The 20,942-nt window shown below is 61.8% G+C and carries 17 protein-coding genes; 9 read left to right on the top strand and 8 right to left on the bottom strand.

Annotation, left to right across the window (positions count from 1 at the left end):
- Positions 1-180 precede the first annotated feature (180 nt).
- Complete coding sequence (locus tag GGQ68_RS19200; protein WP_246429454.1) at positions 181-1,821, bottom strand: methyl-accepting chemotaxis protein; 1,641 nt, start codon at positions 1,819-1,821, stop codon at positions 181-183.
- Here GGQ68_RS19200 and GGQ68_RS19195 point away from each other — a divergent pair.
- Positions 1,801-2,301 carry a hypothetical protein gene (locus GGQ68_RS19195; protein WP_183968870.1) on the top strand — a complete coding sequence of 167 codons (501 nt, stop codon included), beginning with the start codon at positions 1,801-1,803 and terminating at the stop codon, positions 2,299-2,301. The genes GGQ68_RS19200 and GGQ68_RS19195 overlap by 21 nt on opposite strands.
- Before the next feature lie 571 nt (positions 2,302-2,872).
- Here the strand turns inward: GGQ68_RS19195 and GGQ68_RS19190 are convergent.
- On the bottom strand, positions 2,873-3,985 hold the full coding sequence (locus GGQ68_RS19190) for a zinc-binding dehydrogenase (protein ID WP_183968868.1): 1,113 nt from the start codon (positions 3,983-3,985) through the stop codon (positions 2,873-2,875).
- 188 nt (positions 3,986-4,173) lie between these two features.
- On the opposite strand from GGQ68_RS19190, the gene GGQ68_RS19185 reads away from it, so the two are divergent.
- From GGQ68_RS19185 to GGQ68_RS19175, 3 genes are read left to right on the top strand one after another with little or no spacing between them, the layout of a single operon-like run.
- Positions 4,174-5,550 (top strand): NAD-dependent succinate-semialdehyde dehydrogenase, encoded by a 1,377-nt coding sequence (locus tag GGQ68_RS19185; protein WP_183968866.1) that lies wholly within the window; start codon positions 4,174-4,176, stop codon positions 5,548-5,550.
- Positions 5,547-6,161 carry a glutathione S-transferase family protein gene (locus GGQ68_RS19180; RefSeq protein ID WP_183968864.1) on the top strand — a complete coding sequence of 205 codons (615 nt, stop codon included), beginning with the start codon at positions 5,547-5,549 and terminating at the stop codon, positions 6,159-6,161. Before GGQ68_RS19185 ends, GGQ68_RS19180 begins: the two co-directional genes overlap by 4 nt.
- Before the next feature lie 22 nt (positions 6,162-6,183).
- Complete coding sequence (locus GGQ68_RS19175; protein ID WP_183968863.1) at positions 6,184-6,786, top strand: SDR family oxidoreductase; 603 nt, start codon at positions 6,184-6,186, stop codon at positions 6,784-6,786.
- A 488-nt stretch (positions 6,787-7,274) separates the two neighbouring features.
- On the opposite strand, the gene GGQ68_RS19170 is transcribed toward GGQ68_RS19175, so the two are convergent.
- Positions 7,275-8,243, bottom strand: coding sequence for a DUF808 domain-containing protein (locus tag GGQ68_RS19170; protein ID WP_183968861.1), 969 nt, complete (start codon positions 8,241-8,243; stop codon positions 7,275-7,277).
- Entirely contained in the window at positions 8,240-8,659 is a 420-nt protein-coding gene (locus GGQ68_RS19165) for a DoxX family protein (RefSeq protein ID WP_246429449.1), read from the bottom strand. The genes GGQ68_RS19170 and GGQ68_RS19165 overlap by 4 nt, the downstream gene beginning before the upstream one ends.
- Before the next feature lie 205 nt (positions 8,660-8,864).
- Between GGQ68_RS19165 and gap the strand changes: the two genes are divergently transcribed.
- Positions 8,865-9,869, top strand: a complete 1,005-nt coding sequence (gap, locus tag GGQ68_RS19160) for a type I glyceraldehyde-3-phosphate dehydrogenase (RefSeq protein WP_183968859.1) — start codon at positions 8,865-8,867, stop codon at positions 9,867-9,869.
- A gap of 64 nt (positions 9,870-9,933) precedes the next feature.
- Here the strand turns inward: gap and GGQ68_RS19155 are convergent, their stop codons facing one another.
- The 3 genes from GGQ68_RS19155 to GGQ68_RS19145 form a co-directional block, all read right to left on the bottom strand.
- Positions 9,934-10,185: an excalibur calcium-binding domain-containing protein gene (locus tag GGQ68_RS19155; protein ID WP_183968858.1), complete on the bottom strand. Its 252-nt coding sequence runs from the start codon at positions 10,183-10,185 to the stop codon at positions 9,934-9,936.
- Positions 10,186-10,254: 69 nt separating this feature from the next.
- Positions 10,255-13,803: a transcription-repair coupling factor gene (gene mfd, locus GGQ68_RS19150; protein WP_183968857.1), complete on the bottom strand. Its 3,549-nt coding sequence runs from the start codon at positions 13,801-13,803 to the stop codon at positions 10,255-10,257.
- Between the two features lie 61 nt (positions 13,804-13,864).
- Positions 13,865-14,392, bottom strand: a complete 528-nt coding sequence (locus tag GGQ68_RS19145; protein WP_183968856.1) for a component of SufBCD complex — start codon at positions 14,390-14,392, stop codon at positions 13,865-13,867.
- 121 nt (positions 14,393-14,513) lie between these two features.
- Between GGQ68_RS19145 and hemB the strand changes: the two genes are divergently transcribed.
- The 4 genes from hemB (at position 14,514) to GGQ68_RS19125 (ending at position 19,990) form a co-directional block, all read left to right on the top strand.
- Positions 14,514-15,512, top strand: coding sequence for a porphobilinogen synthase (hemB, locus tag GGQ68_RS19140; RefSeq protein WP_183968855.1), 999 nt, complete (start codon positions 14,514-14,516; stop codon positions 15,510-15,512).
- A 237-nt stretch (positions 15,513-15,749) separates the two neighbouring features.
- Positions 15,750-16,304: a lipid-binding SYLF domain-containing protein gene (locus GGQ68_RS19135; protein WP_183968854.1), complete on the top strand. Its 555-nt coding sequence runs from the start codon at positions 15,750-15,752 to the stop codon at positions 16,302-16,304.
- A 696-nt stretch (positions 16,305-17,000) separates the two neighbouring features.
- Positions 17,001-19,121, top strand: coding sequence for a 4Fe-4S binding protein (locus GGQ68_RS19130; RefSeq protein WP_183968852.1), 2,121 nt, complete (start codon positions 17,001-17,003; stop codon positions 19,119-19,121).
- Positions 19,118-19,990: an FAD:protein FMN transferase gene (locus GGQ68_RS19125; RefSeq protein WP_183968850.1), complete on the top strand. Its 873-nt coding sequence runs from the start codon at positions 19,118-19,120 to the stop codon at positions 19,988-19,990. The genes GGQ68_RS19130 and GGQ68_RS19125 overlap by 4 nt, the downstream gene beginning before the upstream one ends.
- Positions 19,991-20,056: 66 nt before the next feature.
- Here GGQ68_RS19125 and GGQ68_RS19120 read toward each other — a convergent pair whose 3' ends face one another.
- Positions 20,057-20,848 (bottom strand): FAD binding domain-containing protein, encoded by a 792-nt coding sequence (locus tag GGQ68_RS19120; protein ID WP_183968848.1) that lies wholly within the window; start codon positions 20,846-20,848, stop codon positions 20,057-20,059.
- Positions 20,849-20,942: the final 94 nt, after the last annotated feature.

Genomic DNA, 20,942 nt, shown 5'->3' with positions numbered 1-20,942 from the left:
GATCAACCAGATGTCGTCAATAAACTCTTTGAGAGGGAGTTTTCGAAACAACGCGCAGGTTGCGGCCTGTTGTGCAAAGCCTTAGCCATCTCTGGATGTCAGGGGCGGCAGTGCTGCGCATGAATGCCCCCGCAGGGGAATCCAATACATTTGCAGGTGGCATTGTTTTTTCGTGCCGCTCTACGCGGCCGCACTTTCAGAAGCGTGATAAGTGTTGGCTCGGTCGTCATCTATCTTGAACCGTCGAATGAGCGCCGCCAGTTTCGCGGCCTCCTCTTCCAGCAGCTGCGTCGAGGCCGAGGTTTCTTCCATTACCGCGGCATTCTGCTGTGTATTTTTATCGAGTTGGTTCATCGCGACGTTCACCTCGCTTATGCTGTCAGCTTGCTCGACTGTTGCACTGGTCACCTCATCGACGACGGTTACCATCCGATCCATGCTGCCGACGATCTGTGCAAGCGCGGCCGAACTGCGACCAACCTGCTCAACGCCGCTGGAAACCTCTATTTCATTGTGTTTTATCAGCTCGTTGATGTCGACGGTGACGTCTGCGGACTGTTTGGCCAAGGTCCGAACCTCTGATGCCACCACGGCAAAGCCCGCGCCCGCCTCTCCGCTGCGAGCGGCCTCGACCCCGGCATTGAGCGCGAGCAGCTGGGTCTGGAAAGAAATATCCTCGATGACGCGCATTGCCTTGGCGATCTTGTCTGACACCACCTTGATACGCATGATGGAGCTGGTGGTTTCGTCGCCAACGGTGATTGCCGAACGACCGGTCGCTTGCGCGCTCTTGACCAGTGCATCGGCGCTCTTTGCGTTGGCAGAGGTTTGCTTGACCTGGTCGCTCAGCATCTGGAGCGCCGCTGTCGTCTCTTCGAGCGACGCGGCGTTAGACTCGCCGCGGCGGGACGCATCCATCGAGGCCGCGGCAATCTCGCGTGAGGTATTCTCGAGCATCGAGCTGCTTTCCGCGAGTTGGCGGATGATCCCTGCCAAGGTGTCGGCCAGTTCGTCGGCGGCCTGCGCGATGTCTGCAAAAACCCCCTTGTGGCCGCCGTTCATACGCTCGGTCAGGTCACCTGTTGCCAGCGCCGCCATTGTCAGGCGCACGTCGGACAGGCCCGTTTCCACGATTTCAGCGATTTGGTTGATCCCTTGTGTCATCTTCGCGGAATCGTTTTCTGTTTCGGACACATGGATGCGGCTCGAGAAATCGCCTTCGGCGAATGCGTCGATGACAACGGCCATCTCGGCATTCAGGCGCTCGCGCTCTTGCTGGCTTTGCCGTGAGACATCGACGGCCTGGCTGATTGCGGCCACCTCGCTGATGCGCGATTTCGGCAGGAGCGCGTCGAAACGACCATCGGCCATGTCCCTGAGCGCCGATCCGATTTGCCTCATGGGGCCTGAGATCAGGTGGCTTAGGTAAAAGGCGATGACCATAAAGGCGACAATACCTGTCGTGCTGGCCACGATCGAGCGGCGCTCGGTCAGGGCTTTTTGCTGTTCGCTCTCGGTTACGAAGGCGTCTGTAAACTCCCCCACCGAGGCGACCAGCGCTTCGAGGATCGGTTCTGCGGCAGCGAACCGGTCGGACAAATCGGTGGTCAGGTCATTCACTTGAAGCGTGCGCTCAACAAAGGCGGCGAAAGACGACTGGTAGGTCTCCATCAGAGCCTGAATTGTCGCGCGCTGCTCCTCGTCCCTGTACCAATAGGCCGGGAACGCCTCGAACTCCTCGACCCGCGCGTTCAGCCGATCGAGGTACTTGGTGTCCTCACGCATAATGAAATCCTTTTCATGTCTGCGCATCATCAGCATCTTCACTTGCATTTCCGGTCGCGCGAGTTCGTTGAGGGCTTCTTCGACCTCTTGCACGGCGCTGCGCAAAGTTCCTTCAAGGCCGAGTGTCTCATCGAGACCCAGATCAACCTTGGCCGCGACCAATTCGGCAAAAATGCCGGTGTAGGCGTCGATTTCACTCTCGATCCTGTCAATCTCGGAGCTGGCGGCTGCGAGGCCATCAACGGCCATCACCCGCCCGCGAAGTGTTTCGAGCAGAGCCGTCAGGTCGGTGCTGATGGCGGCGTGGCGTGCGATATATTTCTCGTCCTCGCGCAGCAGGAAATCCTTTTCCGCGCGCCGTGCGCGCAGAAATTGGTTCTCGACGTCTTTCAATGTGGCCTGCAGATCAGCCATTTCGGAAAGCGCGGCCTGATTGGCATCACGCACATCGCTTGTATAGACAGAAAGCCCGATCAGCGCGCCCATGCCGAGCGTGGCCAGAGCAACGAGCGATAGCACCGCAAAGCGAATGGAAATCTTAAATGGCATTGGCCTGCACTCCGAACCCCGCAATCTGTCCATCCGAGATCTGGCATGTGAGTATGAAAGAACCCCTAAATGCGTTGCTTGGTTTGGCGCGTTGCTTGCTTAAAAATGTAAGCGTCTACTGGGACGTCGCTGACGCGACGGTTTCGCACGCGGGCACTGCTGATCGTACGAAAGCCGAGTTTTGCCCGGTATCATGTGCGGGTTTGGAGTGGCAGCGTCGTAGAAAGTGTGGATTTCTCCAGAGCTTGCGACACCCGCTTTCACGCAGAGGCGCCGGCTGCATTCTGCGCAATCCGTCCAAAAGCGCCGTCGTGATCGATCACAAAGCCGAGGTGTGGAGCCGGCGCAGAAAACACTCGCCTTCGCCCCGGACTGTGGACTTGGCGCACGCAGATTTTCAGGAATGGCCTCTGTTGGCGCACAGGTTGGTCGAAGTCGGGGGAGCAGGGATGCGGGAGGACCGCACAGCAGGCCGGTCTGTGTCGGCCTGCTCAAAGTCGTGCAGCCCCGCCGAAACAGGGCTGCACCGTCCTGAAGGTCAGGACCAGGGCGTAACGAGGTATTTTTCGCCCGTTTTCATGGCGCTGTAATCCATCAAGGCGTCTTTGGTCAGCATCTCTTCGAGGTTCACCCGCTCTTTGTAATGGCTGGCGAAGGTCGTTGTGAGGTTGTCGCGAACGCGCTGACGCATCCGGCCCATGACGTCTTGTCCGACCGATTGCAGGAACGGAAACAGCAGCCAGCCCGACAGCGTCCACCCGAACCCGTAGCCGGGCGTCAGAATGGTCGCGCCGGTGTCCAGCCGACCGTAAATGAACATCCGCTTGGGCTGGTTGGAGCCATAGCGCGAATAGTCGGTCATTCGCGAGACGGCGACGCGCTCCATCGCCTGGAAGGCGGTGTCCACAAGCTTGCCACCGCCCACGGGATCATAGCCGTAAAACGCGCCCGTCGCGTCGATGGCGGAGGTCAACTGATCCATGAAGTCGTCATCGGAAGAGTTGACCACATGGGTCGCACCGATGTCTTTCAACAGGTCCACCTGATCGCTTTTGCGCACGATGTTGACGAGACCGATCCCGTCCTCTTGGCAGATGCGCGTCAGCATCTGACCGAGGTTGGAGGCGCCAACCGTGTGAAGGATCGCTTCCTGCCCGTCCATTTTCGCGTTTTCGACGAAGCCGAGCGCGGTCATCGGATTGACGAAGGCGCTGGCGCCCTCTTCGGCAGAGTGATCGCCGAGCGGCAGACACATGCCCGCATCGGCGATGCAGTACTGGCTGTAGGCATTGCCCGGAACGCAGGACACGCGCTGCCCCATCAAGGCCTGCGCCTCCGCGTCGTCCCCGGCGGCAATCACCGTGCCGGCGCCTTCGTTGCCGGCGGGCAGTTTCATGCCGTGACGCGCCTTGGACCCCTTGTTGACCTGCTCGGGCATCTTGGCCACGAACTTGCCCTCGGAGTATTCGGCGTTTTCCAGATCCGCTCCGCCCACGAGGATCGCCAGATCAGAGGGGTTGATCGGCGCGGCTTCCATCTTGACCAGCACCTGCTTGCCGGTGGGGTCCGGAAAGGACACCTCCTCGATTGCGACGGTCAGGGTGCCGTCCTCTTCCAATGTGGTGAAAAGCTGCTTGCCTGTGGTGGCCATGTCAGGTGGTCCTTTCTTGAAGATCATCTTGAGCCGTCAGGTAGGACGAAGTGCGCCGATGTCCCACCGCGAAAGCGACCGGGACGGGCGACGGGCGAACACGTCTCGGTGAACAGCGGTGGCAGCGGCCGCCGGGACAGGAACCCAATCGCATCGACCGTGTTGTTACCGGAATGCAAGGAGCGAATATGTCCACGATCACGACGACCAACCCGGCAACGGGTGAGACCATCAAAACCTATCCCATGATGACCCGCGACGAAGCCGAGACGAAACTGAAAGCGGCGCATGAAGCCTTTCTGGATTGGCGCAGCCTGAGCCACGCCCAGCGCGCGCCCTACCTGACAAAGATCGCCAAGACGCTGCGCGATCATACCGATGAGCTGGCCGAGCTGATGACCCGCGAAACCGGCAAACTGCTCAAGGACGGCAAGACCGAAGTCGAGCTTTGTGCAGCAATCTTTGAATACTCGGCGGAGCACGGACCCGACGTCCTGGCGGACGAGGAGCGCACCCACGGTCAAAAAGGGTCGCGCGGTGTCGTGAGCCACCAGCCGATCGGTGTGATCTACTCCATCCAGCCGTGGAACTTTCCACTGTATCAGCCGGTCCGCGTGCTGGCGGCCAACCTCATGGCGGGGAACGCCTGTGTTCTGAAACACGCCAGCATCTGCACCGGGTCGGGCCTGCGTCTGCGGGAGCTGTGCATCGAGGCTGGTCTGCCGGAGGATCTGTTCCAGGTTATCCTGATCGATCACGACACCAGCGATGCGCTGATCGAGCACCCCCTCGTGCGTGGCGTGACCATGACAGGCAGCGATGGCGCGGGTCGCCACATCGGCAGCGTGGCTGCCAAGGCGTTGAAGAAAACCGTGCTGGAGCTGGGGTCCAACGATGCCTACCTCGTGCTGGAAGACGCCGACATTGAAACGGCCGTAAAGTTTTCGGTCATGGGCCGGATCTACAACAACGGCGAGACCTGTGTATCTGCCAAGCGGTTCGTCGTGGCGGACAAGGTGTATGACGCCTTCGTCTCTGCCTTCACCGATCAGATGAAGGCGATCGAGATGGGTGATCCCATGGACAAGGCCACCAAGCTTGGTCCTCTGTCCAGCAACGATCAGTTCGAAACCGTCCGCGATCAGGTGAAGGACAGCGTTGCCAAGGGGGCCAAGGCGCTCTGCGGTGGCACGGTGCCGGACCGCACCGGCGCCTACTACCCCGCCACCGTCCTGGTGGACGTGACCCCCGGGATGCCGGCCTATGACGACGAAATCTTTGGCCCGGTCGCAGCGGTGATCCGCGCCAAGGACGACGAGGACGCCATGCGCATCGCCAACGACAGCCGGTATGGTCTGGGTGGCGGGATCTTTTGCAAGGACGAAGAGCGCGCTCTGAAACTTGCGCGGGACCATTTCGACACCGGGATGGTGCGCATCAACTCCTTTGGTGCGGCAGATCCGAACATGCCCTTCGGCGGCGTCAAGGACTCCGGATATGGCCGTGAACATGGCGGCTTTGGGATGAAAGAATTCACCAACGCAAAGGCGATCTTCCTGCCATGATTACATTGCATGCTCTGAAGTATTCCCGCGCGACCCGCGTGCTGTGGTTGCTGGCCGATCTCGGCCAGCCCTGCAACCGGGTGGATTACGACCGGACCGAAGCCTTTCGCGCGCCGGACGCGCTGGCGCAGGTTCACCCCTTGGGGAAATCCCCGGTGATCGAGGATGACGGTGAGCTGATCGCGGAATCTGCCACGATCCTGCGCTATCTCGCGGCCAAGTATGACGACACCAGCCATACACCGCCGAAAGGCACCCCCGCCTATTGGCAGCATGAGGCGCTGCTCGATTACGTCGAAGCGTCTTTCGCAGAGGTCGCGCTGCGGGTGATCATGCCCGCTTTTCGCGGCAAACCTGTGCCGGAGGATGCGCGCGACGCTTTGAACCGACACCTCGACTACATCGCGCAAGCCATCGGCGACGGGCCTTTGTTGTTCGGAGAGCGCGCGACGCTTGCAGACATCCAGCTGTCCTACATCATCGCCCTGTTGGCACGGCTCGACCTGCTGAGCGACCACCCCAAGGTTGCGGCCTATTGGAGCGCTCTGCAACAGCAGCCCGGCTACATCGCCGCCACGCAGGCCGCAGGCCCCATGGCCCCGCCAGCCTGAGATTTTAGGAAAGACGACGAATATGACCAAGACTATCCTCATCGCCGGTGCCACGGGCAAGACCGGCCGCATCCTGACGCAAAACCTGTTGGATCAGGGGCATAATGTGACGGCTCTGGTTCGCGATGGCTCGGACACCAGTGTCCTGCCCGAGGCGACGACGCTGCGAAATGGCGACCTGACCGACCTGCAACCGGGCGTCTGCGACGGCGCTGATGTCGTTGTCTTCGCCGCAGGCTCCGGCGGGTCGACCGGTCCGGAGATGACAGAGAAAGTTGACCGCGAGGGCGCAATGCGTCTGGTGGATCTGGCGAAAGACGCCGGGGCGGAGCGGTTTGTCATGCTCAGCTCCATCGGCGCGGATCAATCCGATCCCTCCGGTGATTTGGCGCATTACCTGAAGGCCAAGCATGACGCGGACGAGCACCTGAAGGCCTCCGGGCTGACCTATGCCATCCTGCGCCCCGTGGCGCTCACCGACGACGGCCAAAGCGCCGACGTTGTGCTCGGGGATGATGTGGACAAAACAGCCAAGGCAAGCCGTGCGGATGTCGCTGACGTGCTCGGCAAAGCTGCCACGACTGGACGTTTCGACGGCATGGCCCTGAACATGCAATCTGCCTGACGCGGGGCGCTTTGGCCTCCTCCCGTGTGGCGGGCGTATCTGCCACACGGACCCACGCGGGATGAGTTCGCATCGAGGTGCATCGCTAAGATAGTGCGTAGACGCACCCGCAGACGAAGACCGCGCCGGACGAGCTGCGATGACACGGCCCTGATGTCACTGCAACGGACATTGGCGGATCACACCAGCGGCGCAGGATACTGTTTCCCGATTTTCGCTGGGCGTTGACGCCTGCCGCCTCCGATTGCGTGAGGCGCCCCCCCCTAAGGGCCAGCGCGGGACCAAATGGCGGCTTGATGGACTTTAACATCATCGGACCACCCGCTGTCTGCGCCGATGTCATTTCCTTGAGTGTGCAGGATCCGGTCCCGCCATTCTATCGTTTGGACGCCTGCCCAAACAGCGGTCCACGCAGATTTGCAAGTTCAGTGGACTGGACGACTTTGGATGGCGCGAGACCTCGAAGAGGTTCCGCGCCACTTTCTCAATCACTGCGCGGTGGCGTTCTTTCCCCGGACCGAATGCCAGATCGGCGCGATGATCTTTGTCGCGATGGGGATCAGGATCAGGCCGATCACGAAACCAAGCACGAAGTCCACAGCTGCCGTCACGCTCCATTCCAGCGCGGCGTTTTCGCCCGCAACCGAGACCGCAAGATCATGGATGATGTGTTCCGGCGTATCCACGCCCATCTCCGCCAGGGAGTGCACGATGATCGACCCGCCGACCCAGAGCATGGCCGCCGTGCCGACCACGGTCAGCGCCTTCAACAGCCACGGCATGAAGCGCACGATCCCACGGCCGAAGGAGCGCGTTGCCCCGAGATTGGCGTTCTGTGACAGCCAAAGACCGATGTCGTCCATTTTCACGATCAGCGCGACGGAGCCGTAGACAGCCGCCGTGATCAAAACAGCCGCGATGGCCAGCGCGCCCGCCTGCATCCAGAAATTCGGCAGGTCACCGAGGTTGGACAGCAGGATCACCATGATTTCAGCGGACAGGATGAAGTCTGTCTTGATCGCACCCTTGATCTTCTTTTCCTCGAGGCGGGCGGGATCTTTGACATCGTGACTGCCGTCAGGCCCGCCACTGTGTTCGTCATGCGGCATCAGCACGTGCACGATCTTCTCTGCCCCCTCGAAGGCCAAGTAACACCCGCCGAGGATCAGCAGAGGCCAGACCATCCACGGCGCGAAGGCAGCCATCAGAAGCGCCGCTGGCATCAGGAACACCAGTTTGTTGATGACCGACCCCCGCGCAATGCGCCAGATGATCGGCAGTTCGCGTGCGGGCGCGAAGCCGTGCACATACTTGGGCGTCACTGCCGCGTCGTCGATCACGACGCCGGCGGTTTTCGATCCCGCCTTGATCGCCGCCACGCTTATGTCGTCGACAGAGGCCGCCGCCACCTTTGCAATGGCCGCCACGTCGTCGAGTAGCGCTAGAAGTCCGCTCATACCTGTTCCCCGTTCCTTGTTGGATTGGAGGTTAGCGCGCGGCTTTGAAACCTCAAGCGCCAAGGGCCGGCCCCGTGCACGGCAAGCATCAGACATCCGCCCGCGATGGCCCAGTTCTTGACGAAAATGGTCATCTGCCAAGGGTCATCGGGCAGCAAGTGAAAGAAGGAGGTGAGCGCACAGTAGCCCGCCAGCGACAGCGCCACGGGCCGCACCGCAACGCCGGCCACCAGCGCAAGCCCCGCGAGGAGGTTGTAGACCATGGCCCCCCAGATCAGAGCGCCGGGCAACCCCCACCCCATCAGCAAAGCTATCGCAGGCGCGGGGTCCGATAACTTTTGCACGGCTCCCCCGAGGAACAGGGCGGCAATCAGACAGCGCCCGGTGAGCGCGCAGAGGGCATCGAACGTGGCCAAGTGATTCCCCTTTCTGGAGGATGCAGAAAACCCATGCGGCAGCGCAGCATCATGTTTGCGCAAACCTTTGCAAAAGGTTAGCGCCACCATGCCCCAAAGCGAGATGTTTAACGCTAACACACTGATGAAATTGACCTTTTCTCCTAGCCGCGAAGGGGATGCCTTCGTATACGAAGGGCGAACATATATTTTCAGGAGAGTTTCAATGACCGTCACCGTGGGCATCAATGGCTTTGGGCGCATCGGCCGCTGTACTCTGGCACATATCGCGGAATCCGCGCGCAACGACGTGCAGGTGGTCAAGATCAACGCCCCCGGCCCGCTGGAAACTCACGCGCACCTGCTGCGCTACGACAGCGTGCATGGTCGCTTTCCCGGCAATGTGACGGTGAAGGACAACGCCATCGATCTGGGACGCGGCCCGATCGACGTCATGTCGTCCTACGAACTGAGCGCGCTGGACTGGGAGGGCTGCGACGTGGTCCTGGAGTGCACCGGCCAGTTCAACGACGGCGACAAGGCAAACGCTCATCTGGCGCGGGGTGCGAAGTCGGTGCTGATTTCTGCGCCCGCGAAAAACGTACAGCGCACCGTGGTCTACGGCGTGAACCACCGGGACCTTGTGCCCGGCGATGTGATGGTCTCCAACGGGTCGTGCACCACGAACTGCCTTGCGCCGCTGGCGAAGGTGCTGGACGAGGCATTCGGCATCGAAAGTGGCATCATGACCACGATCCACAGCTACACCGGCGACCAGCCGACACTGGACCGCCGTCACAAGGACCTCTACCGCGCACGCGCTGCGGCCATGGCGATGATCCCCACATCCACCGGCGCCGCCGCGGCCCTGGGGGAAGTGTTGCCAAGCATGAAAGGCAAGCTGGACGGGTCCTCCGTGCGGGTGCCGACGCCCAATGTCTCCGCCGTGGACCTGACGTTCTACGCCTCCAAGGACGTGACCGTAGACGACGTGAACGAAGCGATGGCAGAGGCTGCCGCCGGTCGCATGGGCGCCGTGCTGTCGTATGATCCGGAGCCCAAGGTCTCTGTCGATTTCAACCACACCACGCATTCGTCGATCTTCGCACCCGACCAGACCAAGGTCGTGGGCAAGCGCATGGTGCGCGTGATGGCGTGGTACGACAACGAATGGGGCTTCTCGGCGCGCATGGCCGATGTGGCCGGTGCCATGGGCCGTTTGCTGCACTGACCACCGGTTGAGCGGGACATGAAAGGCGCGGCGCAGCAATGCCCCGCGCCTTTTTCGTCAGAGGTCAGCAGCGACGGCTGCACAGGTTTTCGCAGGGAATACCGTCGTGGTCGCCATCCCGAACGCTTTGGCCGCATTGCAGCAGCTTGAAACAGGCCTCTTCGCAAGAGCGCAGGCGTTTACAGCTGACATTGCGACAGTCGAAGGCCTGCGCCGTGCGGTAGCTGTCCAGCGTATCGCGCAAGGAGGATGATGTTGGGTCCGCCGAGACAAAGCTCGCCTGAACAAGCAGGGCACAAACCAGGAAAACACGCATAATCGAGTCCGTTCATAATTATGAACAAACTCTTAACGTTCCTGCGCGTTACGGCAAGCGCATAGATTTTCAGCGTTTCTTGCGCTTGGCCGTGAATGTGCTTGTGGGCTTTGGCTTGACCGGGGCTTTGGCTGGCGCAGGCTTGTCGGGCTTCTTTTCCGGCGTCCGCTTCTTGATCGCGCCGGCCTGTTCCGCCAGATCGCGCGCAATGGCAAAGGCCCCCTGGATCTTGTCCTTGTCGCTGTTCCAGTCACGCAGCACGACGATCTTGTTGTCCTTGATCTTGGCCATGCCTTTCTGGTCGGCGATGAACTGCATCAGGCCCTCGGGCGAGGCAAACTTGTCGTTGTGGAACTGGATGGTGGCCCCCTTCGGCCCGCCATCGAGCTTGGAGATCCCGGCGCGTTTGCACATCGCCTTGATCCGCACCACCAACATCAGCGTGTTGACCTCGCGCGGCAGCTTGCCAAAGCGGTCGATCAGCTCGGCGGCAAAGCCTTCGAGCTCAACCTTGGTGGTCAGGCTGGACAGACGACGATAGAGGCCAAGGCGCACGTCGAGATCGGGCACGTAGTCCTCGGGGATCAGCACCGGCACGCCGAGGTTGATCTGCGGTGCCCATTGGCCGTCATCCTCGGTCAGACCTTCCATGTCGCCAGATCTGATCTTGGCGATCGCCTCTTCGAGCATGGATTGATACAACTCGTAGCCCACGTCGCGCATCTGGCCGGACTGTTCTTCGCCCAGCAGGTTGCCGGCGCCGCGAATGTCCAGGTCCTGGCTGGCCAGTGCAAAACCGGCGCCCAGCGTGTCGATGCTGCCCAAGACGCGCAGACGTTTTTCGGCGGTGGCGGTCAGCTTGGCACGTGGTTTGGTCGTCAGGTAGCAGTAAGCGCGGGTTTTGGACCGGCCCACCCTGCCCCGGATCTGGTAAAGCTGGCTCAGGCCGAACTGATCGGCGCGGTGCACGATCATGGTGTTGGCGGTGGGGATATCGAGACCGCTTTCCACGATGGTCGTCGCCAGAAGCACGTCGTATTTGCCGTCGTAGAACGCGTTCATGCGCTCATCCAGCTCGCCCGCTGCCATCTGACCGTGGGCCACGACATAGGTGCACTCCGGCATCTGTTCCTTCATGAACTCCTCGATCTCCGGCAGATCAGAGATCTTGGGCACCACGTAGAAGGATTGTCCGCCGCGATAGTGTTCGCGCAGCAGCGCCTCGCGGATGGTCACGGGATCGAATTCACTGACGTAAGTGCGGATCGACAGGCGGTCCACCGGCGGCGTGCCGATGATCGACAGGTCGCGCACCCCGGTGAGAGACAGTTGCAGCGTCCTCGGGATCGGCGTCGCCGTCAGGGTGAGCACGTGAATGTCGGAGCGCAGCTGTTTCAGGCGTTCCTTGTGCTGCACGCCAAAGCGCTGCTCCTCGTCGATGATGAGCAGGCCAAGGTTCTGGAAGCGAATGTTCTTGGCCAGCAGCGCGTGGGTGCCGACGGCAATGTCCACGGTGCCTTTGGTCAACCCCTCGCGGGTGAGCGCGGCCTGTTTGGTGCCAACGAACCGAGACAGCGGCGCGACGTTCAGCGGAAAGCCACGGAAGCGTTCGGCGAAACTGTTGTAGTGCTGGCGTGCGAGCAGCGTCGTCGGGGCGATCACTGCCACCTGCTGCCCCGACATGGCCGCCACAAAGGCCGCGCGCATGGCGACCTCGGTCTTGCCAAAGCCCACGTCGCCGCAGATCAGCCGGTCCATCGGCTGCCCGCTGTGCAGATCGTCCATCGTGTCATCGATGGCGCTGAGCTGGTCGTCGGTTTCTGTATAGGGAAAGCGCGCGGCGAAGCTGTCATAGGATCCGGGCGGCGGGTCCATGATGGGTGCCTTGCGCAGCGCCCGTTCCGCGGCAATGCGGATGAGCCGGTCGGCCATCTCGCGGATGCGTTCCTTGAGCTTGGCCTTCTTGGCCTGCCACGCGCCACCGCCCAGCTTGTCGAGCAAGCCTTCCTCATGGCCATATTTCGAGAGCAGTTCGATGTTCTCGACCGGCAGGTAGAGCTTTGCGTCCTCGGCATATTGCAGCGTCAGGCATTCGTGGGGCGAGCCTGCGGCGGTGATCACCTCCATCCCGAGGAAACGGCCGATGCCGAAATCCACGTGGACGACCAGATCGCCGGGGCTCAGCGATTGGTGTTCGGTCAGGAAATTCTCGGCCTTGCGGCGCTTGGCCGGTTTGCGGATCAGCCGGTCGCCCAGAACGTCCTGTTCGGAGATCACGGTCAGCTTCTGGTCGTTCCACGGCGCTTCGAAGCCCGCCTCCAGCGACCAGACGGCCAGATGCAGCCCGGATTTTCCGACCCGCGTGCCGTTCTGGATCGGGATGGCCTCGGCCACGCCCTCGTCTTCGATCAGGCCGGTGAGACGTTCGCGTGCGCCTTCGGAATAGGAGGCGATGACCACCGGACCTTCGGCCATGCGGGCCTTGATGTGGCTGGCGAGGCTGCCGAACAGGCTGATGCTTTCCTGCTGACGTTCAGGGGCAAAGCTGCGTCCGATGCGCCCGCCCGCATCCACCACACCCGGACCGGGAGCCTGCGACAGCGGGTGGAACTGGACGCGCCGACGGTCGCCGACGGCGGCTTCCCAATCGGTGTCGTCAAGGTAGAGAAGTTTGGGCGGGATCGGTTTGTACACCGAGCTGCCCAAGGTCTGTTTCTGGCTCAGCGCGTGTTTGCGCGTGCCGTATTGGTCGTCGATCTGCTCCCACCGCGACAGGCGCGAAGGTGTCAGCTGATCGTCCATCAAGACCGGGGCATCCGGCAGGTAATCGAACAGCGTTTCCAGAGTGTCATGAAAGAACGGCAGCCAATGTTCGATCCCGGCGTGTTTGCGGCCCGCGCTCACCGCCTCGTAGAGCGGGTCATCCGTCCCGGCCGCCCCGAATTCGATGCGGTAGTTCTGGCGGAACCGCAAAATGGCGGAGTCGTCCAGAATGACCTCGGACACAGGGGCCAGTTCGACAAGGTTGAGCTTTTCCGTGGTACGCTGAGTGGCCGCGTCAAAACGGCGCGCGCCGTCCAGCGTGTCGCCGAAGAAGTCGAGGCGCACCGGACCGCCATCGCCGGGCGGGAAAATGTCGATGATGCCGCCACGAATGGCGTAATCGCCGGGTTCCGTGACCGTGGGGGCCTGGCTGAAACCCATGCGCACAAGGAAATTGCGCAAGGCTTCCTCGTCGACGCGGTCGCCGACCTGGGCGCTGAAGGCCGCTTCGCGGAGCGTGCTGCGCGGCGGGATACGCTGCATGGAGGCGCTGAGCGTGGTCAGCAGAACGTAGCGTTCCGGCATTCCATGGACGAGGCCTGCCAGCGTCGCCATGCGCGCCGCAGAGATATCCGCATTCGGTGACACGCGGTCGTAGGGCACGCAGTCCCACGCCGGGAAAATGACGACCGGCATGTCCGGGGCAAAAAATGCCAGCGCCTCGCGCATGGCCGCCAGCCGCTTGTCGTCGCGGGCGATGTGCACCACCGGCCCTTTTGCGCGCGCCACTTCCCGCAGCACGAGTTGCGCGTCATACCCCTCTGGGGCGCCACCGATCGTTACTTTGTCCGCCATGGCTGCTCACATGGCGCGCGACGCGTCCGGCGTCAAGCGCAGGAGACGTCCGTCTGCCAGATCACAGGATCCCGGTGGAGAGGTTGTAGAACATGCCCCACAGCGCAGTGACAAAGATCGAGATCATCCCGATGACCTGCGTGGCCAGGCGATGATTGCGCAAGCGGCGCCACAACGGCTCCCCCGCGTTTTCGCCTGCTTGGACGCGGCGCGAGGTGTAGACCGTCAAAAGCGCCACAAGCGTCATGGGAAACGTCAGCAAAAACAACGCCTGAGCGGTTTCCACGTTGTAGACGAACCCCAACAGGCAAACGCAGGTCAGAAAGGCCGCAACCAGCCCGGACAAAAACAGCCCGGATTCGTCGACGATGAACAGCAAGCGGTTGGAGTTGATGCGGACCAGATCCTCCAGGTCCTGCTCTGCCTGACCGCCGTCGCGGCGGGCGCGGGCAACCATATCGAAGGGCACCCCCAGCACCCAGTGAGAGACCGAGGACCACAGGACCGCCAGCACGATCCAGAACCACAGGTTGGAGAAGGACCGCATGTCGATCACTTCGAAGACAGTTCCGTACCAGCCCAAATCCATGCTCTTTTCGATTGTTGCCTCTGCGCCTTATGACAAGGGCAAGCCGGGATGCGCAATGGGGGACTTGTGAAAGCGCTTCAATCCGTGCCACCCAAAGGTGAACGATTTTAGAGGCACGCCCATGCAACCGACCCTGGCACCCTACCCTTCGCTCCGCCTGCGCCGCCTGCGCCGCACCCCGGCCATCCGCGCGCTGGTGGCAGAAACCACCTTGTCGCCACAGGATTTCATCTGGCCGGTGTTCGTGCGCGACGGCGAAGGCGTGTCAGAGCCGATTGCCTCCATGCCCGGCGTCAACCGCCTGTCCGTGGACAAGGTGGTCGAGGCGGCCAAGGAGGCGCACGCGCTGGGGATCCCGTCGATCTGCCTGTTCCCCTACACGGATCCGTCGAAAAAGACCGAGGACTGCGCCGAGGCCTGGAACCCCGACAACCTGTCGAACCGCGCCACACGCGCCATCAAGGACGCGGTTCCCGATATGGCGGTGATGACGGATGTTGCGCTTGATCCCTACAATATCAACGGCCACGACGGCTTTGTCGAAGACGGCGTGATCGTCAATGACCGCACCGTCGAGGCGCTGGCCAAGCAGGCTTTGAGCCAAGCGCGCGCCGGCGCCGACATCATCGGACCGTCGGACATGATGGACGGGCGCATCGGCGCGCTGCGTAACACGTTGGAAAGCGAAGGTTTTCAGGACGTGCTGTTGCTGTCCTATGCGGCGAAATACGCCAGCGCCTTTTACGGGCCGTTCCGCGACGCGGTTGGCGCGTCGGGCGCCCTTCAGGGCGACAAGAAAACCTATCAGCAAGATCCCGGCAACTCTGACGAAGCGATGCGGCTGATTGCGCGCGACTTGTCCGAAGGCGCGGATATGGTGATGGTGAAACCGGGGATGCCCTACCTCGACATCTGTCACCGGGCCAAGGAGATGTTCGGCGCGCCGACCTTCGCCTACCAGGTGTCCGGCGAATACGCGATGCTCGCAGGCGCCGGAGAGCGCGGCTGGGTCGATGGCGACAAGGTCATGCTGGAAAGCCTGATGAGCTTCAAGCGGGCGGGCTGTGATGGGGTGCTGACCTATTTTGCGCCGGCCGCGGCCAAGATCCTCAACGGATGATTGCATTTCGGGAACGGCGGCGGGGTGCCTTGCGCGTCCATGTGATCGCCGTTTCCGCCGTCAGCCGCGCGCTGCATGCCTGAAAACATCGCTATCTGTCGCGATGACTTGCCTATTTGCCACAAGGGAAGGTGACAACTGTTTCTCTTGCGCGTATAAAAATGGCAACCGGCGGAACAGCCGGACGTACGAGGCAACCCCGATCACAAAAACCGATCGACAGAAAAGAGCAGTGATATGACATTTACCCGACGTGAGGCCCTGCTGGGCCTGGGCGCGACCTCCCTTACGGCCGCTTGCGCAAATGGTGTGGGTGGAGCCGGTCCGCAGACCATTGACGCCCGCGTGAACCAGACCCTGGCACGACTTTACGCGGATTATCCGGGCACTCAGACCCTGGCCGGAAAATCGGTGGGTATGCTGGTCATGCCGCTGGTCAGCGAAGTCGGTCTGGGTTTCGGCGGCGGCTACGGAAATGGCGCGCTGCGCATCGGCGGCGCAACCGTGGATTACTACTCGATGGTCAAAGCGTCCGGTGGTTTGCAAATCGGGGCGCAGCAATACAGCCACGTCCTGTTCTTCATGACCAACAACGCTCTGGAAAATTTCCGCCGGTCCGGCGGCTATGCGGCGGGCGCAAACATCCTGTACGCCACACCGGGCAAGGGCGAGACGCTGTCGGCTGAGACGACCACATCGCTCGCCCCGATCATCGCCGTGGTCTTTGGCCAGTCCGGCCTGCGCGTCGGTGCGACCCTGGAAGGCGTGAAATACACCCGCATCATTCCCTGACGCCAAGGTGGTCTGCCGGGGCCCAATTGCGCCGCGCAGCCGAGGTGACCAAGGACTATCGCTTGAAGGGCGAACCGCCGTCTATCACGGTGGCTCGCCCTTTTTAGTATCGACGCGGAATGGGGGCGTCTTGACATTCGGCGGGTTGGTGTCGGGTTGGCGCATCACGCGCTGCGTTCAGGACCAGCGTTCAAAGCGTTCTCATATTTGGTTTTATTTCAATAACTTATAGAAATAAGTTAACGTGTCACGCGAGCAGCGTCCTGTCGAAAGATCGGTGCTGCGTAGAAGCTGAATCCTACCGGCAAGAATTTTCAAAAACGTATGCCTAAACAACGTGACGTTTTTACGTTAGCGCCCCCCTTTCCTCAAAGCGGTTGGTGCGCTATATGCCAATCATGTCCTCGCACAGGGGACCTTGCCCCAGCAATTGGAACGGCCACAGGCACGACCAATCGGCGCTGGGGAACACCACTACAGATTGGAGACCTACCATGGCAGCTTTTGCAGGCGGCAATGCCGCACCGACAGTCGTCCCCAACAAACCGGCCAACACTGCTCTGAAGCCGAAAGACTCAGCGGCGTAACGCCACCCGTCGGAGCGCGCACCCAATCAGGGTGGCGCGCTTCGTTGCGATATCCTCCCCCCACCAAGGTCGGATTTGCGCGTTTCAACTACGGTTCTAACGTCGCGACATGGGAGTGTTTTTCTTGCGCACCGCGTGGCTTTGTCTCACGCTCGCGCTCACCGCATCATCATCGCTGGCAAAGACCATTTCGGACGCCGAGATGGGGGAGCGCATCCGTGCGCCCATGTCGCTGGGCGCGCAGATTTCAGACGACGGCGTCTTTGAGCTGTTGAACTCTGGCGGCGCGCAGGCCGGCTACGTGTTTCAAACCGAACCATTGGCCGCCCTGCCCGGCTTTTCCGGCGCACCGATCAACATGCTGGTGGTGCTCGACCTCGAAGGTCGCTTCATCGACGTGCAACTGCTCGATCATAACGAGCCGATCTTTGTCTCCGGCTTGGGTCAAGCGCCGTTCCACGCCTTCATGGAACAATATGGCGGCCTGAGCATTTCGGACAATATCGTCGTCGGTTCACCTTACGGCGGGTCCTCTGACGGCACCGGGCTGGTCTATCTTGACGGTGTGACCAAAGCGACGGCTTCTGTCCGGATTGCGCATGAATCGATCCTTGCGGCGACACTTCAGGTCGCGCGCGAGAAGATGGGCGGGATCAGTGCCGGGCCACCGGCCGCCCCAAATCCAGAGATCGACGAAAACCTGAGTTGGCAGGATTTGCTGGATCAAGGGTTGGTGACGCGGCTGCGCGTCAGCAACGCCGAGGTCGATGCGATGTTCGCCGGAACCCTCTGGGCCGATGACGATCCCGACGCCCAGGATGATCCGGAGGCGTCCTATCTGGATCTGTGGGTGGCGGACCTTGGTCCCGACAGCATCGCGAAGGCGTTGCTGTCCGCGGACACATTGGAGGAACTGGCGCGTTTCAAGGAGATCTCCACCTTCGACGAGCCTGTCTTGATGATCGAAACGGCACGGCACGGTTTGGTGTCCGATGATTTCGTCCGCAACACCACGCCGGATTGGATCGGGGCGGAACAGTCGGGGTTTCCAGTCGCCGTGCGCGACGCGGATTTGTTTGTCGAGCTGTCCGATCACGTTCCTGAGGCGCTTCACGATGGCACAGCCATGATTCTGCGCACGGATCGACGGCTGGGATTCGATCCCGCAAGCCCTTGGACGTTGAATATAAAAGCTGTTCGCAAACATGGGATGTTCCAGCCTGAAACGGGTTCGGTCACCTTGAGCACGGAAATCCGCACGGACGACCGGTTCTTTACCCGTCCCAGTCAGGTCACACGGATGTCGCCCTTCGAAGAGGCCATTCGCAACCGTCTTCCTGACCTAATCGTGCTTGCGGCGTTTCTTGCGCTGCTGATCCCGACGCTGCTGTTTGCGCAATCGCGGCTTGCAGGGCTGCGCGCCTATACGCCCGTCCGCCTGACGATCCTTGCCGTCGTCACAGGTTTTATCGGATGGTGGGGTCAGGGGCAGCTGTCCATTGTTACGCCGTTGGCCACAATGCAGGCGGCGTTGACCACACAGCATTTCGCCTTCCTGCTGTATGATCCGTTTTCACTGCTGATCTGGGCCGTGGTTCTTGTGGGGTTCGTGCTTTGGGGCCGCGGGCTGTTTTGCGGCTGGCTTTGCCCCTTTGGGGCTTTGCAAGAGTTTGCGCACCACATGGGGCGGCTGCTGCGCCTGCCGACGTGGGAGCCATCGCGCCCCTGGGATCAACGTCTGAAATGGGTGAAATACGTGGCGTTGGCCGGGCTGGTTCTGGTGACGCTCTTTGTGCCGTCCTACATGGACAAGGCCGCCGAAATCGAACCATTCAAAACCGCGATCACCACATTTTTCGTGCGGGAATGGTATTACGTCGCCTACGCGCTGTTCTGGCTGGGATTGGGACTGTTCACCTTCAAGGGGTTCTGCCGGTACGCCTGCCCGCTCGGGGCACTCATGGCGATTGGCGGGTTTCTTCGGTTGCGGCGCTGGATACCCCGGCGGGCAGAGTGCGGCACCCCGTGCCAGCTATGTGCGGTCAAGTGCAACTACGGCGCCATCCGAAAATCCGGAGAGATCCAATATGACGAGTGTTTCCAGTGTCTTGACTGCGTAACGATCCACGATGACGACGCGCAGTGCGTGCCACTGATCCTGAAGGCACGCGCTACGAAACGCGCGCCGCGTGCCACTGGGCACCCCAACATGACGGCCCCCGCAGAATGATGAAACGACGCCGCTTTTTGTGCCTCACTGCCGCTTTCGCAACGGCACCTGCCCTGGCCCATGCGGGCACGTGGCGCGGACGCGCTTTGGGGGCGGAGGCTTCCGTCACCCTGACCGGTCCGCGCAGCGCGGTCGATCGCGCTTTGACCGCCCTGCCAAAACGGCTGGAACAGATCGAGGCGGCCTTCAGCCTGTACCGCGCCGATAGCGCGCTGGTGCAGTTGAACACAAGGGGCAGGCTCCGCCCATCGTCGGACTTTCACGCCTTGATGACACTGGCCGCGCAGGCCCACGATCTGACGGATGGCCTGTTCGATCCGACGGTGCAGCCGCTCTGGCACGCACTGGCGCGAGGCACCGACATCGAAGCGGCCCGGCGCCTGATTGGGTTTGACCGTGTTCGGATCGCGCCAGACGTCATCACACTGGGCCGGGGTCAGGCCCTCACCTTGAACGGCATCGCCCAAGGCTACGCGACAGACCTGATCAAGGATGATCTGGCGCGGCAGGGCTTCACCAAGGCACTGGTGGATATGGGCGAAGCAGCCGCCCTTGGGGGGCCGTTCCGCCTGACGTTGAACGATCCGCAGCACGGCGCGCTGGGGCATGTAACGCTGGAGAACGCGGCGCGGGCCACTTCCAGCCCCGGTGCGCTGCGACTTGGAGCAGAGGCGCATATCCTCGGGCCGCGCGGACAGGAACCGCTTTGGTCCACTGTCAGCCTCGAAGGGCCGTCCGCAACATTGGCAGATGCGCTCTCGACCGCGGCGGTGTTCATGGATCACCCTGCCTTGAGACAGCTCAAGATCCGCGCGGGCCTGTCCAGCATCACCACCATTGACGCGGACGGCGCTCTCAGAACGCTCTAGCGGCGCGCAAACGAAAAAACCCCCGACCCTGTGGATCGGGGGCTTCTTTCCTTGGTGACGATGCGCTCAGCCGTTGGCTTTGGCCACGGCGCGTTTGGTCATCACCTTCACCAGATGGGCGCGGTAGTCGCCCGAGCCATGCAGATCAGAGATCATGTCAGCGCCCGACGGGGCCGACAGTGCCTCAACCGCGTCAGCGGCAAAGTTGCCGTTCAGCGCCTCCTCGGCCTCGGACCAGCGGAACACGCCGTCGTTCGAGGCCCCGGTCACCGCCACACGCACGCCGTCCGCGCCCTTTGAGACGAACACACCGACAAGCGCAAACCGAGACGCGGGTTGCTGGAACTTGATGTAGGCGGCTTTCTCCGGGATGGGGAATTTCACCGCGGTGACAATCTCGTTCTCCTCCAGAGCGGTGGCAAACATGCCCTGGAAGTAGTCGTCCGCAGCGACCTCACGGGTGTTGGTCACGATGGTCGCCCCAGAGCCAAGCGCCGCCGCCGGATAACATGCCGACGGGTCGTTGTTCGCCAGCGAGCCGCCAATGGTGCCACGGTTGCGCACCGCCGGATCACCGATCTGACCGGCCAGCGCGGCGAGCCCCGGATAGGCGCCAGCCTCGGCTGCGACTTCGGCATGGGTGGTGCCACCGCCGATGGTCAGCGTGTTGCCGTCGACAGACACGCCCTTCAGCTCGGCGATGGCCGAGAGGCTTACAAGCGTTGACGGCATGGCGAGGCGCTGCTTCAGCGTCGGGATCAGCGTCTGGCCACCGGACAGCGGCTGCGAATCCTCCTGCCCCAGCGCCGCGACCGCATCTTCCATGGATGTTGGACGCACTAGATCAAATGAATACATTCTCTTTCCTCCTCGAACAGGCGCAGACCTCTTGGTTTCTCCGCTGTTCAAATACCCTTGGGGGTCCGGGGGGGCGAGCCCCCCGGCGCTCTCC

Source organism: Sagittula marina (genome assembly GCF_014196795.1).
In the GTDB taxonomy this organism is placed as follows: domain Bacteria; phylum Pseudomonadota; class Alphaproteobacteria; order Rhodobacterales; family Rhodobacteraceae; genus Sagittula; species Sagittula marina.
This window is presented reverse-complemented; position numbering and strand designations above follow the sequence as displayed.